Raw genomic sequence first — 15,196 nt, 5'->3', positions numbered from 1 at the left:
CCGGCTTCTGGACGCCGGGAGTCAGTCGTTCCAATCAAGTGATTCGAGAAATGCCAGTATATCCTCATGCAGCTGTTCTTTTTCGGGTCCGAGCGTAATGACATGTCCGGATTCCGGATAGATGTTCAGTTTCTTCTGCGGAGACTGAACTTCTTCGTAAATGTAATCTGCCGATGCCGGGTCGATCACATCGTCCAATTCCCCCTGGACGACGAGGATGGGTGCATACACTTCGTCCACGTGGTCCCGGACGTCCAGGACGAAATCCCGCAGGTCAGGAAGCGAGTCCATCCCGGCTTCACGGATGCGTTCCGTTTCTTCCCGGATTTCTTCGGGCTCTTTTCCTTGGTAGCGCTTGTATTCCTCCGCATATTGGAGGACGCCTTCAAACATGATGTCTGTCGTTTTCATGGACATCGGCGCACACATCGAGACGAGCCCTTTCACTGGATAGCTATACCCTAATTTAAGCGTGAACACACCGCCGAGTGACAGTCCGATCACCGCAATCTCCTGATACCCTTCCTCTTTGAGCCGATTGTATGCAGAAACAGCGTCTTTCCACCAATCAGAAGGGCCGGTTTCCAGCAGTTTCTCGGGATCTGTCCCATGTCCGGAGTAATGCGGAGCATAGCACGTATAGTCATGTTTCTCAAGAAAACGCCCGAGCATCCGCACATCGGCAGAATTTCCTCGGAAACCGTGCAGCAGGAGCACTGCCCTTTTGCCGTGTTTGAAGAAAAATGGTTGCGGAGGAGCCACTTTTATCTTTTTCAAATTGATCGCCTCCTATTCTTATCAGCTTCCCCGGAAGCCGGAAAAGCCAAACGGGTCGGCAGGCGAAACCAGGGACGATGCAAATCTATGTAAACCGGAGAAGCCGGGAACGCATCCCGCGAATGCACAAAGCCCCGTACGACATGAAGTGCGACTCACCCAGACCCGAATGCGACCCACTTGCCGCTTGCTTGGCGGCCCGTCCAAGGCCTGTCCCGCCGGTTCCTCGCCCGTCTCCCCGTCCGGATCCGTAAAAAACGCCCGGCCGCACAGGCGGCCGGGCGGTCTCGGTGTATTCAGATCTTCGTCACGGCGATAGCCAGGACAAAGAAAAGGATTGACAGAACGATTGTCACACGCTGGAATACGAGGTCGAGCCCGCGTGCTTTCTGCTTGCCGAAGAGCTGTTCGGCTCCGCCGGAGATGGCTCCTGAAAGGCCTGCGCTTTTCCCGGATTGCAGGAGGACGACCACGATCAGTGCGACCGACACGATCAGCAGCAGCGTCATAAGCAGTGTATGCATTTTTCCACCTCCTGAAACGGATGTACTCTACTATCTATATTTTAGCAAAGCAACGCCGGGGGTACAACACCCCCGGCGAACTTTATTCCCGGTGCCGCAAGCGGGCCGGCAATCATTTTTTCAGGTTATAGAACGCACGGAGACCCGGATACTGGGCTGTTTCACCGAGCTGGTCCTCGATGCGGAGGAGCTGGTTGTACTTCGCGACGCGGTCCGTGCGGGACGGTGCGCCGGTCTTGATCTGGCCGGCGTTGACGGCGACCGCGATATCCGCGATCGTCACGTCTTCCGATTCGCCGGAACGGTGCGAGATGACGGCCGTATAGCCGGCGCGCTTCGCCATTTCGATCGCATCGAACGTCTCGGTGAGCGTGCCGATCTGGTTCACCTTGACGAGGATCGAATTGCCGACTCCCTCGGAAATTCCGCGCTCGAGCTTTTTCGTGTTTGTCACAAACAGGTCATCGCCGACGAGCTGCACTTTGTTCCCGAGTCGCTCCGTCAGCAGACGGTGACCTTCCCAGTCGTTCTCGTCGAGGCCGTCCTCAATCGAGATGATCGGATATTTGCCGCAGAGCTCTTCATACCACGCGACCATCTCTTCGGATGTGCGGCTGACGCCTTCGCCGGACAGGTTGTACTTGCCCGTTTCCTTGTCGTAAAACTCGGAAGACGCGACGTCCATTGCGAGGACGAGGTCTTCTCCCGGCTTGTAGCCCGCCTTTTCGATCGCTGTCATAATGGTCGACAGCGCCTCTTCGTTCGAGCCGAGGTTTGGAGCGAAGCCGCCCTCGTCGCCGACTGCGGTCGCAAGGCCTTTTTCCTTCAGGACGGATTTGAGGGAATGGAACACTTCCGTGCCCATCCGGAGTGCCTGGCGGAACGTCTCCGCTCCGACCGGCATGACCATGAATTCCTGGATGTCGACGTTGTTGTCCGCATGCTCTCCGCCGTTCAGGATGTTCATCATCGGGACCGGGAGCGTCTTCGCATTCACACCGCCGAGGTATTGGTACAGCGGCATGTCAAGGTAATCCGCAGCTGCATGCGCGACGGCCATCGATACGCCGAGGATGGCATTCGCACCGAGCTTGCCTTTGTTGTCCGTGCCGTCAAGCTCGATGAGCGCCTTGTCGACCGATACCTGGTCGAGGACCGAATACGTGTCCACGAGCTCGTCCGCAATGAGTTCATTCACGTGATCGACGGCCTTCAGGACGCCTTTTCCGTTGTAGCGGGACGAATCCCCGTCACGGAGTTCCACCGCTTCGTATTCTCCTGTGGAAGCGCCGGACGGCACGATGGCATGGCCGTAGGCGCCGCTTTCTGTGAATACTTCCACTTCGACTGTCGGATTTCCGCGGGAATCGAGCACTTCGCGGGCTTGGATATGGGTGATGATAGGCATGACTACACGCTCCCTGTCTTTTTTTAGAATAAAGGCTTGCCCGTCATTTCGGGCGGCTGTTCCACGCCGAGCAGCTTCAGCAATGTCGGCGCGAGGTCGGAGAGGATCCCGTCTTCTCTCAGCCGGAGATCCTCCTCTGTCACGATCACAGGCACCGGGTTCACCGTGTGCGCGGTCATCGGTTTGCCTTCCGGGGTGAGGACTTCATCTGCATTGCCGTGGTCGGCAGTGATAATGGCGGCTCCGCCCTTTGCCAGGATGGCTTCGACGACACGGCCGAGGCATTCATCGACCGCTTCCACCGCCCGGATCGTCGGTTCCAGACGGCCGCTGTGGCCGACCATGTCCGGGTTGGCGAAATTCAGGATGATGGCATCGGTGCCGTCCCGCTCGATGACATCGACGAGGGCATCCGTCACTTCATAGGCGCTCATCTCCGGCTTCAGGTCGTAGGTCGCCACTTTCGGCGAGTTGACCAGGATCCGCTCCTCGCCGTCGAACACTTCCTCCCGGCCGCCGCTCATGAAGAACGTGACGTGCGGATACTTCTCCGTCTCGGCGATCCGCAGCTGGCGCAGGCCCGCCCGAGAGATCACTTCCCCGACGGTGTTCGTCAGGTTCACGTTCGGAAAGACGATTTCCGCCAGTCCGTCGAATTCGTCGCTGTACTGGGTGAAGGTCGTGAAGACGAGACCGGCCGGCCGGCGGTACGTGGTGCCGAAGCCGCTGAATTGATCGGACACGAATGCCGAAGTCAGCTGGATGGCCCGGTCCGGCCGGAAATTGAAGAAGATGACAGAGTCGCCGTCATCGACCGTTGCGGCCGTCTGACCGTCTTTTGCCACGGCGAACGGAATGACAAATTCATCCGTCTCTCCCCGTTCGTACGCTTCCCGTACGCCCTGGGCCGCCGAGGCCGCCCGGGGACCGCTGCCGTCGGTGATGGCGTCATACGCCAGTTGGACCCGTTCCCATCGCCGGTCGCGGTCCATGGCATAGTAGCGGCCGCTCACCGATGCAATTCTCCCGGTTCCCGCCAGCGCCATATGCTGTTCCAGTTCCTCGATGTAGCCGAGCGCCGTTTTCGGACCGACATCCCGGCCGTCGAGGAATGCATGGACGTACACGTTTTCGAGACCGTGCCGTGCGGCAAGATCGATCAGCGCAAACAAATGGGAAATGTGGCTGTGCACGCCGCCGTCCGATAGCAGTCCCATCAGGTGGAGCGGCCTGCCCGCTTCCTTCGCATTCCGGATCGAATCCAGAAGGGCAGGATTTTCAAAGAAATCCCCCTCCCGGATCGATTTGTTGATCCGCGTCAGGCTCTGATAGACGATCCGTCCGGCACCGATGTTCGTATGGCCGACTTCCGAGTTGCCCATCTGGCCTTCCGGGAGTCCGACCGCTTCTCCGCTCGCCTGCAGAAAGGCGTGCGGGAACCGGCTGAAATACCGGTCGAAGTTCGGTTTCTTCGCCTGGGCAACCGCATTTCCGAACGCTTCACCCCGCTGGCCGAAGCCATCGAGGATGATCAGCGCTGCAGGACGTTTATTCATTCGAAGCCACCTCCGCAAGGCGGAGGAACGATTCCGGTTCAAGGCTTGCCCCGCCTACAAGCGCCCCGTCGATATCCGGCTGGGCGAGAAGCTCGCCGATATTGTCCGGCTTGACGCTGCCGCCGTACTGGATGCGGATCTTTTCGGCGATCTCTCCTCCGTACAGTTCCGAGAGGGTTTCCCGGATGGAACGGCACACATCGCCGGCCTCTTCCGCCGTGGCCGTCTTGCCTGTTCCGATCGCCCAGATCGGTTCGTAGGCGACGACGGTCCCGGCTGCCTCTGACGGAGAAATCTCCGCGTAGGCAGCCTTCACCTGTCCGGAAACTTTCGCCTCCGTCCGGCCCTCTTCCCGTTCACCGAGCGTCTCGCCGACACAGACGATCGGCGTCAGCCCGTGGCCGAGAGCGGATTTCAGCTTGCGGTTGACGGAGTCGTCGGTTTCATTGAAATATTCCCGGCGCTCCGAATGGCCGATGATGACATACCGGACGCCGAGGTCTTTCAGCTGGACCGGGCTCACTTCGCCGGTGAAGGCGCCGGACTCTTCCTCATGCATGTTCTGGGCACCGACCGAAGGCGCCATGCCTTCGGAAAGCTGGACGAGCCGGTACAGGAACGGAAACGGGGCGCAGATCACCGTCTCGACTTTCGCCGGATCCGGGATCCTGCCCTGTACGTCCGAGTAGAACGATTCTGCCTCGCCCAGTGTTTTGTGCATCTTCCAATTCCCTGCAATGATCGGTTTTCGCACTGTGAATCCCTCCATCACTTATCGTTGAGCGCGGATACGCCCGGCAGGTCCTTGCCCTCCATGAACTCGAGGGAAGCTCCGCCGCCCGTCGAGATATGGTCCATCCGGCCGGCCAGGCCGAACTTCTCGACGGCTGCAGCCGAGTCGCCGCCGCCGATGATCGTATAGCCTTCCGTCCCGGCGGCCGCTTCTGCGACTTTCCGCGTCCCGTCCGCGAATGCGTCCATTTCAAAGACGCCCATCGGCCCGTTCCAGAGGACCGACTTGGATTTGCGGATCACGTCTGCGTATTCTTCCGCAGTTTCCGGTCCGATATCCAGCCCCATCCAGCCGGATGGAATCGACTCGATGGAGACGACCTTCGTCTCTGCATCCGCGCTGAACTCGGAGGCCACGACGGCATCCACCGGCAGATGGAGCTCGACGCCTTTCTCCTTCGCCTTTTCGATGAACGACCGGGCCAGATCGACCTTGTCTTCTTCTACGAGCGAATTCCCGGTATCGAAGCCCTGAGCCTTGGAGAACGTGTAGGAAAGTCCGCCGCCAAGGAGCAGGTGATCGACTTTTTCGAGCAGGTAGTCGATCACGCCGATCTTATCCTTTACCTTCGCCCCGCCGATGATTGCGGTGAACGGGCGTTCCGGATCGGCAAGTGCCTTTCCGAGCACATCGAGCTCCTTCTCCATCAGCAGACCGGATACTGCCGGCAGATGTTCCGCGATGCCCGCAGTCGATGCATGTGCCCGGTGGGCCGCACCGAATGCATCATTCACGTACAGATCGGCCAGCGATGCGAACTGCTTGGCAAGTTCCGGATCGTTCTTTTCTTCCCCTTCATGGAAACGAACGTTTTCAAGCAGGATCACGTCGCCTTCCTTCATCCCGGAAACCGCCTTCTCGGCCTCCGGTCCGACGGATTCGCGGAGCGTCATGACTTCGCGGCCGAGCAGTTCGGAAAGCCGTCCGCCCACTGCTGTCATCCGCATGTCTTCATTCACTTTGCCTTTCGGCCGTCCGAGATGGCTCGCGAGAATGACTTTCGCCCCGTCCCCGGACAGCTGCCGGATGGTCGGCAGGGCTGCACGGATTCGGGTGTCATCCGTAATGTTGCCGTCTTCCTGGGGCACGTTGAAGTCCACACGGCAGAACACGCGCTTGCCGCGGACGTCCAGATCGTTGATCGATTTTTTCCGGATCATGAAAAGACCTCCCGTAGGGGACCGCAGCACGCACCGCAAGCGGCGTCTGCACTGAAGTCCCGCAATTCTATCAAACTAATAAAAGGAACGGGACAGTCCCGTTCCTTTGTCCCATTCCATTATAGAGGTTTCCGCATGGGAAGGCTATCAGATTCCTGCGCGTTGCATATGAAGGAGCAAGTCGATGCAGCGGGCGGAATATCCGCTTTCGTTGTCATACCAGCTGATGACTTTCACGAGGTTCTCCCCGATCGTCATCGTCGACAGGGCATCCACCGTGGAAGAAGCCGTATTGCCGTTGTAGTCCCTGGAGACGAGCGGGAGATCCGATACGAAGAGCAGTCCCTTCAGATCCCCTTCCGCCGCTTCCTTCAGTGCCGCATTCACTTCTTCGACCGTTGCCGGCTTCTCAAGCTCCGCAACCAGGTCGACGAGTGATACGTTCGGTGTCGGTACACGCACGGCCATGCCGTCCAGCTTGCCTTTCAGGGAAGGCAGGACTTTTGTGACGGCCGTCGCCGCGCCCGTCGTTGTCGGAATCATCGACTGGGCGGCCGCGCGTGCCCGGCGATAGTCTTCATGCGGCAGATCGAGGATGCGCTGGTCGTTCGTATAGGAATGGACGGTCGTCATGAGGCCCTTTCGAACGCCGAATTTCTCCTCGAGCACCTTTGCGATCGGCGCCAGGCAGTTGGTCGTGCAGGAAGCGTTCGAGACGACATCGTCCGCCTGTGGATCGTAGTCATTTTCGTTGATGCCCATGACGAGCGTCTTGATGTCGCCTTTGCCCGGAGCGGAAAGCAGGACTTTCTTGGCGCCCGCTTTCAGATGAAGTCCGGCTTTCTCTTTTGAACGGAAGACACCGGTCGATTCCAGGACAACATCGATTCCGAGATCTCCCCAAGGCAGTTCGGACGGATCTTTTTCAGCGAACACACGGATCTTCTTCCCGTCGACAATGATGTTCTCCTCGTCGTGGGTGACTTCCGGCCCGAATGTGCCGTGTACGGAGTCGTATTTCAGCAGATGTGCGAGCATCGCAGAGTCCGTCAGGTCGTTCACTGCGACGATATCCAGTTCCGGGTTGTCCCAAGCCTGGCGGAAGACGACCCGCCCGATCCGTCCAAAACCGTTGATTGCCACTTTCATTGCCATGTTATATTCCTCCCGGGTTTTCTTATTGTCCAAATCCTTGTTTCCGTCAAAAGAATTTCCTTATGTTCATCCATCATTTCGTTCATGAAGGGGTCCGTGCAGCCGGATCATCTCTTCGGCGGCCGCTTCATCCGTCACGAGCACCGTGGCGGGCGGTGCCTGCTTCATGTAAGCGAGAATGGCGGCCGCCTTGTCCTTGCCGCCCGTCACCGCCACCGGCAGTTGCACACGGCCGAGCTGGTCGCGCCCGATCCCGATCGTCCGGATGCTGCCGACTTCATTGCCGGAAGCATCGAGGTAATATCCGAACGCCTCGGCCACGGCCCCTTTTCCGGCCAGGTCCGACAGTTCATCCGGGCCTGCGCCTCTCCGCCCGGCAATTTCAACTGCATTGCCGATGCCGTGGATTACACAATCCGCTTCTCCGTAAAGCCGGAGGGCTTCCCTGACATACGGTTCCTCGAGCAATGTCCGGTAAGACGCTTCTCCGAGTGACTCGGGCAGATGGAACGCCGTCCATTCTCCGTCCGAACCTGCGGCCAACGCGGCGGCAATCATATTGGCCTGGGTCCGGGCTTCGCCGGACGTCCCGCCCCTTGCCGCGATGAACCGTGCATTTTTCCCTTTGCAGCAGAGATCCGCATAGTCGGCGATGCGGGCGACCGTACTGCCGCCCGTGACGGCGACCGTGGCACCGGACGGGAGCCGTTCGCCGAGAAGTTCAGCCGCCTCGCGGGCAATCCTGTCCTTGATCCGCTCTTCATCCGTTCCGCCCGAGGAAGGCACGATCTTTACTTCCTGTATACCCAGGACTGCGGCCAGTTCAATCCCCAGATCTTCCAGTCCCGTCCATTCCCTCAGCATCGGACGGAGAAGTTGCAGAACATCCGCCCCGTCTTCCGTCACCTCCATCCCGGACGCTTCCGAACGGATCAGCCCCTGGCTGCGGAGCACCTCGCACTCTGCCCGGATCTCGCGCTCGGTCATGCCGAGCAGGGCGGTGAGCGCCCGTCTTCCGACCGGCCCTTCTCTCCGGATCGAGTTCAACACACGATAACGGGATTCAAGCATCGACGTGATCTCCGGAAGCAGGCGCCGCTGGGCAGCGGTCAGTTCATCCATCCGCCTTCCCTCCTCAGTGTCCGGGACATAATTCGTCCCGCATATAAAAATTCAGTCCCGCTTACTGCTATTGTATTCTACCGGACGGGGAAAATCAAACAACGGATGCCCAAACGCGATCAGTCGCACACCCCAATTCAGAAGTATGCCCCGATACGCCTGAAAATCCGCATGAAAAAAGGACACGCTACGAGAGCGCGTCCATCAGATCCGCATAGCCGATGTTGCCGTAGAGAAGGACTTCTCCGTCCTTCTCCAGCACCGGGATCATCAGCATATATTTTTCATGAAGCCGGTCATCCGATTCAATATCGATGATTTCCGCTTCAACCGGGAGATCTTCCGAGACGAGGCGCAGGTTCAGCAGCGCCTCCTCACAGAGCGGACAATCTTCCCGTACATAGAGTTTGACGTTCATCCTGTCATTCCTTTCAGGTGCTGCGGACGGGAACCGGATCACCAGCCGCGGCCGGCTCCGCCGCCGCCTCCGGATCCGCCTCCGCCGGTGAAGCCGCCGCCTCCGCCTCCGAATCCTCCGCCTCCACCGAATCCTCCTCCGCCTCCGCCGAAGGAACCCGGGAAGAAGACGACCGGCCCGCGGCGACGGCCGCGAGGGCCTCCACCGCCACCTCCGCCTCCGCCCCCTCCGAAGAAGACTTTGAAGAGGATATAGAGGATGATGATCGTGACGAACGGGCCGAACGGCCAGCCTCCATCACTGCCACCGTCGGGTGCAGCCGGCTGATCAACCGTTCCGTCCCAGTTGTACTCTTTGGCGATTTCGTTGTAGAGGGTTGTGTAGACGGCCACGATGGCCTCATCCGGACTTCCCTGCGTCAAATGCGGCATTCCGTATTCATCAATGATCCTGCCGACCTTGCCGTCCGGCAGCGCGCCCTCCAGTCCGTAACCGACGGACACCTCGAAGGCACGTTTGCCGCTGCTGTTCGGTTCTGTCGACACGAGCAGCAGCACGCCGTTATTCTCGCCTTCCTGACCCGCTTTGTACTTTCTGAGGGCCTGGACGGCATATTCCTCGGGGACCTCAATTGCAGACGGTACCGTGAGGACGATGAACTGGGCGCCTGTTCCCTGGTCGAGCCCGGAGGCGAGCTGTTCAAGCTCCGCTTTCTGTTCGGCACTCAGGATTCCGGCACGGTCCTGGATATAATCATGGCCGACCAGATCCGGGATGTCCGGTTCAGCCGCCTGAACGGCCGTCGGAGCGAGCATCAGCAGGACGAGCAGTATGGCCCTGCACAGCCGTTTCATCAGTCACCAAACTCCCCAAAGTCGACCTTCGGTGCTTCCTGGGCACCGGCCGCCGCCTTGAAATATTCCTTCTCATCGAATCCGAAAATGCCGGCGACGAGGCTGCCCGGGAAGCGGCGGACATTGCGGTTGTATTCCGATACCGTGTCATTGTAGTCCATCCGGGCGACACCGATACGGTTTTCGGTCCCGGCGAGCTCATCCATCAGCTGCCGGAAATTGGCGTCGGCCTTCAGTTCCGGATAATTCTCCACGACGACGAGCAATCGGCTGAGCGCACCGCTCAGTTCATCATTGGCCGTCGCCTGCTCTTCCGGTGTATTCGCACCGGCAAGCCGTGAGCGGGCATCCGCGATATCCCCGAGCACCTTCTCCTCATGCTTGGCGAAGCCCTTCACCGACTCGACCAGATTCGGGATCAGGTCCATCCTGCGCTGCAGCTGGTTCTCGATCTGGCTGTAAGATTTGTCCACGTCTTCTTCAAGGCCCACCAGCGTATTGTACTTCGGCACGAGCATCACGGCCAGGATCACGAGGATCCCGATGATGATCGCAATCGGCCCGAACATTCTTTTCATAGTCTCTTCCCCTCTCGGTCAGCGTTTCGGTTTTGTCATAGTGACCCATACCCTGAACCAACTTATCACAAAACAATCCTAAGCATTCCTACGGACCAATGCAGGAAAAGTTCCCGCAGAAAGAGAAATGATTAAACGGGAGGACCGGCTGCAGGACCGGACGAATACAAAAAACCGCCATCAAGCGAAATCAATCGCTCAATGACGGTTTGCGTCAGCGCCCTCGGCAGGAATCGAACCCACATCTTAAGAACCGGAATCTTACGTGCTATCCGTTGCACCACGAGGGCATTTTGTAACCGTCCATGCCGGACGACATTTTTTATTATACACAGCATCCCGGAATCGTGCAACCCCATTTTTAACTTTTTCGGAAAGCATCCTATTTGACCTTCATTGACCAACTTGTGTATGATAAAGTCACAGCTGATGGGGTATAGTGTTCCAGTGCAGCGTTTAGCCAATCCACTCTGAAGGAGGAAAAACAATGAATCTCATACCTACTGTAATCGAACAGACAAACCGCGGAGAACGCGCGTATGATATCTATTCGCGTCTTCTGAAAGACCGCATCATCATGCTCGGCTCGGGGATCGACGACAATGTCGCGAACTCCATCGTTGCCCAGCTCCTCTTCCTTGAAGCGGAAGATCCGGAGAAGGACATCTCCATTTACATCAACAGCCCGGGCGGCAGCATTTCCGCGGGCATGGCCATCTTCGACACGATGCAGTTCATCAAGCCGGATGTCCAGACCATCTGCATCGGCATGGCCGCTTCGATGGGTGCGTTCCTGCTCGCAGCGGGCACCGAGGGCAAGCGCTACGCCCTCCCGAACGCAGAAGTGATGATCCACCAGCCGCTCGGCGGCGCACAGGGCCAGGCGACCGAGATCGAAATCGCCGCGAAGCACATCCTCTTCATCCGCGAAAAGCTGAACCGGATTCTTGCAGAGCGCACCGGCCAGCCGATCGAAGTCATTTCGAAAGATACGGACCGCGACAACTTCATGACTGCCGAGCGTGCAAAAGAATATGGCCTCATCGACCATATCATTGAGCGCAATGACATCTCGAACAATAAAAAAGAAGAAAAGTGATCGATGGAAATTGAAAGACCCGGCCGAAGCGGCCGGGTCTTTTTCATTTCAGTTTTCGTCTTCAATGATGCCGGAAAGGGCTTCGACCGCCTCTTCCTCATCATGTCCGTCGGCGCTGAGCGTCACCTCGACCCCTCTGCCGATCGCCAGGCTCATAATGCCCATGATGCTCTTGGCATTGACTTTCCTCGTTCCCTTCTCCAGGTAAATGTCCGAAGAGAACCGGTTCGCCTCCTGGACGAACAAGGCTGCCTGTCTCGCCTGCAGCCCGGATTTCAGTTTCACCTCAAGTGTCCGTTCGGTCATGGCCGACATCCTCCTTCATCATCCGATGCTTGTCTATTCCTTTATCGTATCGGAGAAGGGCGAAAAGGACAAGATTTTATTCATTTCAGCGAAATTCCGCCCTTTCTTAGCTTCTCCGCAATTTCATCAATTTTGCGCAGCCGGTGATTGACACCGGATTTGCTGATCGCCGGACCGGACACCATTTCACCGAGCTCCTTGAGCGTGATGTCCTGATATTCCACGCGCAGCCGGGCGATCTCCTGAAGACGCTCGGGCAATCCTTCGATGCCGATCATTTCCTCGATGAACTTGATGTTCTCCACCTGGCGCTGTGCCGCCCCGATTGTTTTGTTCAGATTTGCAGTTTCACAATTGACGAGCCGGTTGACGCTGTTGCGCATGTCCCGGACGATCCGGACGTCCTCGAACTTGAGCAGCGCACCGTGTGCGCCGATCAGGCTAAGAAAGTCGGAGATCTTCTCGGCTTCCTTGAGATAGGCGATGAAGCCCTTTTTTCTCTCGATCGACTTGGCGTTCAGCCCGTAGCCATTCATGAGCCCGACGAGCGCCTCGCTGTGCTCCCCGTAGAGCGTAAAGATCTCAAGGTGGTAGGATGACGTTTCAGGGTTATTGACGGAGCCTCCCGCAAGAAATGCACCGCGCAGATAGCTTCTCCGGCAGCAGTCGTCCAGCACCATCCCGGGCGGAATCCCGCCCGAGCCCGCCATGCCGGCCGAGATGCCGAGCTCCTCCAGCACCTGCCGGGCGCCTTCCCGGATCCGGCAGATGTACACATTGTTCTTCTTCAGCCGCATCTTCTTTCTGACGAGCAGCTCGATTTTGAAAGGATACAGCTTTTTGATATTTAAGTACATGCGGCGCGCAATGGCTGCATTTTCAGTCTGGATATCCAGGCTCATCTGCCGGTTGGACAGCGACAGGACACCGTTCATCTGGATGAACGCGGCCAGTTCGGCCTTCGTGCAGCAGTCGTCCATCTCCACCTGGGTGAGCTCTTTTTTTGTATCCGATGCAAACGACATCAGATCCCCCTCCTTTCACGCAGCACACGCATCATACCGGAATGCTGCCGGGGCTGCCCGGTTTATCCGGCCTGTCCGGATAGGCCATCAGCCATTCCGCCACCTTGCCGGCGTCATGGCGGACGTGGTGGTCCACAGTCGTGGCGATGTCTTTGAACACGACATGCCGGACAAGGGCCTTGAGGGCTGCCGGATCGCCCTCCACAGGCACGGAAAGCTGTTTTTCATATTCCTCCTCGATGATCGTGGGCATCTGCCCGCCGTCATGGACAAGGATGCCGTCAAGGAACGATGTGCCGAGATGATCGTACAGGGCAAGGACATGATCTTCCGCCGTGAAGGCATAGGTCTCGCCCGGCTGCGTCATGATGTTGCATATGTACACCTTTTCGGCTTTTGCCTTCAAAATCTCATCCCGGATCCCCGGGACAAGGAGGTTGGGCAGGATGCTCGTATACAGGCTACCCGGTCCGATGACGATCAGGTCGGCAAGCCGGATGGCGCGCACCGCCTCCTCGAGCGGCTCGGCGTCTTCGGGGAGAAGGAACACCCGCCGGATCCGGCGGCCGTAGGCGGGGATTTTGGATTCCCCGTTGATGATCGAACCGTCATCCAGCTCAGCCCCGAGCGTGATCACCTGATTGGCGGCCGGCAGGACCCGGCCCTTGATATTCAGGATCCGGCTCATCTCGGCAACCGCCCGCGCAAAGTCCCCCGTGATGTGGGTCATGGCCGCAAGCATGAGGTTGCCGAGGGAGTGACCGTTCAGGGAGTCCTCTTTGCCGAACCGGTACTGGAACATCTCTTCCACAAGCGGCTCCACATCAGACAAAGCCGCCATGACGTTTCGGACATCGCCCGGCGGCGGGATGAGGAGGTCTTTGCGCAGCCTGCCCGAGCTGCCGCCGTCATCCGCAACGGTGACGATGGCCGTCAGGTCGGCGTCATACTTCTTGAGTCCCCGCAGGATCGTGGACAGCCCGGTTCCTCCACCGATGGCGACAATCCGCTTTCCCCCTTGTTTTACGGGCATGGGATCAGCCCTTTCTATGATTGATGTCCCGATGCGAAACAGACGTCTTGTATTCTGAGCTGAGCTTCTCCGCGAAGTATTCGGCGAGCGTGACCGACCGGTGCTGGCCGCCCGTGCAGCCGAACGCGATGACGAGCTGCGCCTTGCCCTCTTCCTTGTAGCGCGGGATGAGGAACCGGAACAGGTCTTCGAGCTTCGAGATCAGTTCCTGCGTATCGCTCCATTTCAGGACATAGTCCGACACCTCGGACTGAAGGCCCGTGAGCGGCTTCAATTCTTCGATATAGTAAGGGTTCGGGAGAAAACGGACGTCCAGGGCAATGTCCGCGTCGATCGGCATCCCGTGCTTGTACCCGAACGACATGACGTTGACCGTGAACGTCCCTTTCCCCGCAGTGGAGAAGTTCTCCATGATCTTCTCCCGAAGCTGCCTCGGCAGCATATGGGTCGTATTGAAGATGTAGCGTGCCCGGCCCTTCAGCTCGGACAGCATTTCACGTTCCCGGCGGATGCCGTCGCTGACGAGTCCGTTTCCGGAGAGCGGATGCTTGCGGCGGGTTTCCTTGTAACGTTTGACGAGCGTGCCGTCATCCGCATCGAGGAAGAGGATCCGCGTGTTCAGGTTTTCCCGGGTCGCCAGATTATCGAGCGTCCCGATCAGCGAATCAAAATATTCCCGGCCCCGCATGTCCATGACGACCGCCACCCGCTGGAGCTTGCGGTCCGAGTTGCCGAGCAGGCTGAGAAAAGTCGGCAGAAGTTCCGGCGGAAGATTGTCGATGCAGTAAAATCCGAGATCTTCAAAGCTCTGGATGGCCACCGTCTTCCCTGCCCCGGACATACCGGTGATGATGACAAGTTCCATCTTCTCCTGCTTTTCCTGATGGTTCTCGATCGTTTGCATCATGGTTCCGTCCTTTCTTCTGAACGCTGGATCTCTTCACGGATCAGCCTGAATTCCTGTGTGTAGGTGAATGTGCCATATTGCATCCCGGGGGAGGAGGCGGCGAACTCCAGGTTCGTCCGGTCCCCTTCCGCCATCGGCAGCGTCCCCAGCTCCGAAACATCATGCCACTCCAGCTTCCCTTCACGGGTCTCTTCCGCCGGCACACCGGTCAGGCCGCGTGCGACGAACGTGTAGAGCATCCACTCATCGAGCGTTTGTTCATCCGCGTCATCGCGGATCACCATCGTATATACACCTTTCAGATGAACGTCCTCCGGGAGGGCGCCGGTTTCTTCCGTGAATTCCCGGCAGGCCGCCGTATAGACGGATTCGCCCGGTTCCATCTTCCCTCCGGGCGCTACGTACCATCCGCGGCGCGGCTTTTTCATGAGCAGTACCCTGCCGTCTTTCACGACGAGCAGGTTCGCAATCCGTTGCATCG

The 15,196-nt window shown here is 58.4% G+C and carries 17 protein-coding genes and 1 tRNA gene; 1 reads left to right on the top strand and 17 read right to left on the bottom strand.

Annotated elements, in window-relative coordinates:
- Window positions 1-21: 21 nt before the first annotated feature.
- The 12 genes from B0B07_RS13015 to B0B07_RS12960 all read right to left on the bottom strand — a co-directional run bounded on the left by B0B07_RS13015 (window position 22) and on the right by B0B07_RS12960 (window position 10,635).
- Window positions 22-768, bottom strand: coding sequence for an alpha/beta hydrolase (locus B0B07_RS13015; protein ID WP_076759783.1), 747 nt, complete (start codon window positions 766-768; stop codon window positions 22-24).
- A gap of 305 nt (window positions 769-1,073) precedes the next feature.
- Entirely contained in the window at window positions 1,074-1,301 is a 228-nt protein-coding gene (gene secG / locus B0B07_RS13010) for a preprotein translocase subunit SecG (RefSeq protein ID WP_040224680.1), read from the bottom strand.
- 112 nt (window positions 1,302-1,413) lie between these two features.
- Entirely contained in the window at window positions 1,414-2,709 is a 1,296-nt protein-coding gene (eno, locus tag B0B07_RS13005; protein WP_076759534.1) for a phosphopyruvate hydratase, read from the bottom strand.
- A 23-nt stretch (window positions 2,710-2,732) separates the two neighbouring features.
- The gene (gene gpmI, locus B0B07_RS13000) at window positions 2,733-4,265 is read right to left on the bottom strand and encodes a 2,3-bisphosphoglycerate-independent phosphoglycerate mutase (protein ID WP_076759532.1); all 1,533 of its coding nucleotides are present in this window, start codon (window positions 4,263-4,265) and stop codon (window positions 2,733-2,735) included.
- Window positions 4,258-5,019: a triose-phosphate isomerase gene (gene tpiA / locus B0B07_RS12995; protein ID WP_076759530.1), complete on the bottom strand. Its 762-nt coding sequence runs from the start codon at window positions 5,017-5,019 to the stop codon at window positions 4,258-4,260. Before tpiA ends, gpmI begins: the two co-directional genes overlap by 8 nt.
- Window positions 5,020-5,033: 14 nt before the next feature.
- The gene (locus tag B0B07_RS12990; RefSeq protein ID WP_076759528.1) at window positions 5,034-6,218 is read right to left on the bottom strand and encodes a phosphoglycerate kinase; all 1,185 of its coding nucleotides are present in this window, start codon (window positions 6,216-6,218) and stop codon (window positions 5,034-5,036) included.
- Between the two features lie 147 nt (window positions 6,219-6,365).
- Window positions 6,366-7,373 (bottom strand): type I glyceraldehyde-3-phosphate dehydrogenase, encoded by a 1,008-nt coding sequence (gene gap / locus B0B07_RS12985; RefSeq protein WP_076759526.1) that lies wholly within the window; start codon window positions 7,371-7,373, stop codon window positions 6,366-6,368.
- Window positions 7,374-7,439: 66 nt separating this feature from the next.
- Window positions 7,440-8,495 carry a sugar-binding transcriptional regulator gene (locus B0B07_RS12980; RefSeq protein WP_076759524.1) on the bottom strand — a complete coding sequence of 352 codons (1,056 nt, stop codon included), beginning with the start codon at window positions 8,493-8,495 and terminating at the stop codon, window positions 7,440-7,442.
- 187 nt (window positions 8,496-8,682) lie between these two features.
- Window positions 8,683-8,913, bottom strand: a complete 231-nt coding sequence (locus tag B0B07_RS12975) for a glutaredoxin family protein (protein WP_076759522.1) — start codon at window positions 8,911-8,913, stop codon at window positions 8,683-8,685.
- Between the two features lie 38 nt (window positions 8,914-8,951).
- Window positions 8,952-9,767 carry a TPM domain-containing protein gene (locus B0B07_RS12970; RefSeq protein ID WP_076759520.1) on the bottom strand — a complete coding sequence of 272 codons (816 nt, stop codon included), beginning with the start codon at window positions 9,765-9,767 and terminating at the stop codon, window positions 8,952-8,954.
- Window positions 9,767-10,345 carry a LemA family protein gene (locus B0B07_RS12965; RefSeq protein WP_076759518.1) on the bottom strand — a complete coding sequence of 193 codons (579 nt, stop codon included), beginning with the start codon at window positions 10,343-10,345 and terminating at the stop codon, window positions 9,767-9,769. The genes B0B07_RS12970 and B0B07_RS12965 overlap by 1 nt, the downstream gene beginning before the upstream one ends.
- Window positions 10,346-10,563: 218 nt before the next feature.
- A tRNA-Arg gene (locus tag B0B07_RS12960) sits at window positions 10,564-10,635 on the bottom strand.
- A 197-nt stretch (window positions 10,636-10,832) separates the two neighbouring features.
- On the opposite strand from B0B07_RS12960, the gene clpP reads away from it, so the two are divergent.
- Complete coding sequence (gene clpP, locus B0B07_RS12955; protein WP_076759516.1) at window positions 10,833-11,444, top strand: ATP-dependent Clp endopeptidase proteolytic subunit ClpP; 612 nt, start codon at window positions 10,833-10,835, stop codon at window positions 11,442-11,444.
- 48 nt (window positions 11,445-11,492) lie between these two features.
- On the opposite strand, the gene B0B07_RS12950 is transcribed toward clpP, so the two are convergent.
- From B0B07_RS12950 to B0B07_RS12930, 5 genes are all read right to left on the bottom strand, one after another.
- Complete coding sequence (locus B0B07_RS12950; RefSeq protein ID WP_076759514.1) at window positions 11,493-11,750, bottom strand: HPr family phosphocarrier protein; 258 nt, start codon at window positions 11,748-11,750, stop codon at window positions 11,493-11,495.
- An 80-nt stretch (window positions 11,751-11,830) separates the two neighbouring features.
- Window positions 11,831-12,775 (bottom strand): DNA-binding protein WhiA, encoded by a 945-nt coding sequence (gene whiA / locus B0B07_RS12945; protein ID WP_076759512.1) that lies wholly within the window; start codon window positions 12,773-12,775, stop codon window positions 11,831-11,833.
- A gap of 31 nt (window positions 12,776-12,806) precedes the next feature.
- Window positions 12,807-13,808 carry a gluconeogenesis factor YvcK family protein gene (locus B0B07_RS12940; protein WP_076759510.1) on the bottom strand — a complete coding sequence of 334 codons (1,002 nt, stop codon included), beginning with the start codon at window positions 13,806-13,808 and terminating at the stop codon, window positions 12,807-12,809.
- Window positions 13,809-13,812: 4 nt separating this feature from the next.
- The gene (gene rapZ / locus B0B07_RS12935; protein WP_407643877.1) at window positions 13,813-14,712 is read right to left on the bottom strand and encodes an RNase adapter RapZ; all 900 of its coding nucleotides are present in this window, start codon (window positions 14,710-14,712) and stop codon (window positions 13,813-13,815) included.
- A complete protein-coding gene (locus tag B0B07_RS12930) occupies window positions 14,712-15,194 on the bottom strand; it encodes an NUDIX hydrolase (RefSeq protein ID WP_076759508.1) in 483 nt (160 codons plus the stop codon). The genes rapZ and B0B07_RS12930 overlap by 1 nt, the downstream gene beginning before the upstream one ends.
- Between the last annotated feature and the right edge of the window lie 2 nt (window positions 15,195-15,196).

This window comes from Edaphobacillus lindanitolerans (genome assembly GCF_900156305.1).
GTDB classification, from domain to species: domain Bacteria; phylum Bacillota; class Bacilli; order Bacillales_A; family Planococcaceae; genus Bhargavaea; species Bhargavaea lindanitolerans.
The sequence above is the reverse complement of the archived record's forward strand: the minus strand, read 5'-3'. Positions and strand labels throughout refer to the sequence as shown.

Coding starts and splice junctions, on each gene's coding strand:
- B0B07_RS12930 (WP_076759508.1), bottom strand. CDS start 15,194: ATGCAACGGATTGCGAACCTGCTCGTCGTGAAAGACGGCAGGGTACTG.
- secG (WP_040224680.1), bottom strand. CDS start 1,301: ATGCATACACTGCTTATGACGCTGCTGCTGATCGTGTCGGTCGCACTG.
- gap (WP_076759526.1), bottom strand. CDS start 7,373: ATGGCAATGAAAGTGGCAATCAACGGTTTTGGACGGATCGGGCGGGTC.
- B0B07_RS12975 (WP_076759522.1), bottom strand. CDS start 8,913: ATGAACGTCAAACTCTATGTACGGGAAGATTGTCCGCTCTGTGAGGAG.
- B0B07_RS12970 (WP_076759520.1), bottom strand. CDS start 9,767: ATGAAACGGCTGTGCAGGGCCATACTGCTCGTCCTGCTGATGCTCGCT.
- B0B07_RS12980 (WP_076759524.1), bottom strand. CDS start 8,495: ATGGATGAACTGACCGCTGCCCAGCGGCGCCTGCTTCCGGAGATCACG.
- B0B07_RS12940 (WP_076759510.1), bottom strand. CDS start 13,808: ATGCCCGTAAAACAAGGGGGAAAGCGGATTGTCGCCATCGGTGGAGGA.
- B0B07_RS12990 (WP_076759528.1), bottom strand. CDS start 6,218: ATGATCCGGAAAAAATCGATCAACGATCTGGACGTCCGCGGCAAGCGC.
- gpmI (WP_076759532.1), bottom strand. CDS start 4,265: ATGAATAAACGTCCTGCAGCGCTGATCATCCTCGATGGCTTCGGCCAG.
- B0B07_RS12950 (WP_076759514.1), bottom strand. CDS start 11,750: ATGACCGAACGGACACTTGAGGTGAAACTGAAATCCGGGCTGCAGGCG.
- eno (WP_076759534.1), bottom strand. CDS start 2,709: ATGCCTATCATCACCCATATCCAAGCCCGCGAAGTGCTCGATTCCCGC.
- whiA (WP_076759512.1), bottom strand. CDS start 12,775: ATGTCGTTTGCATCGGATACAAAAAAAGAGCTCACCCAGGTGGAGATG.
- B0B07_RS12965 (WP_076759518.1), bottom strand. CDS start 10,345: ATGAAAAGAATGTTCGGGCCGATTGCGATCATCATCGGGATCCTCGTG.
- rapZ (WP_407643877.1), bottom strand. CDS start 14,712: ATGCAAACGATCGAGAACCATCAGGAAAAGCAGGAGAAGATGGAACTT.
- clpP (WP_076759516.1), top strand. CDS start 10,833: ATGAATCTCATACCTACTGTAATCGAACAGACAAACCGCGGAGAACGC.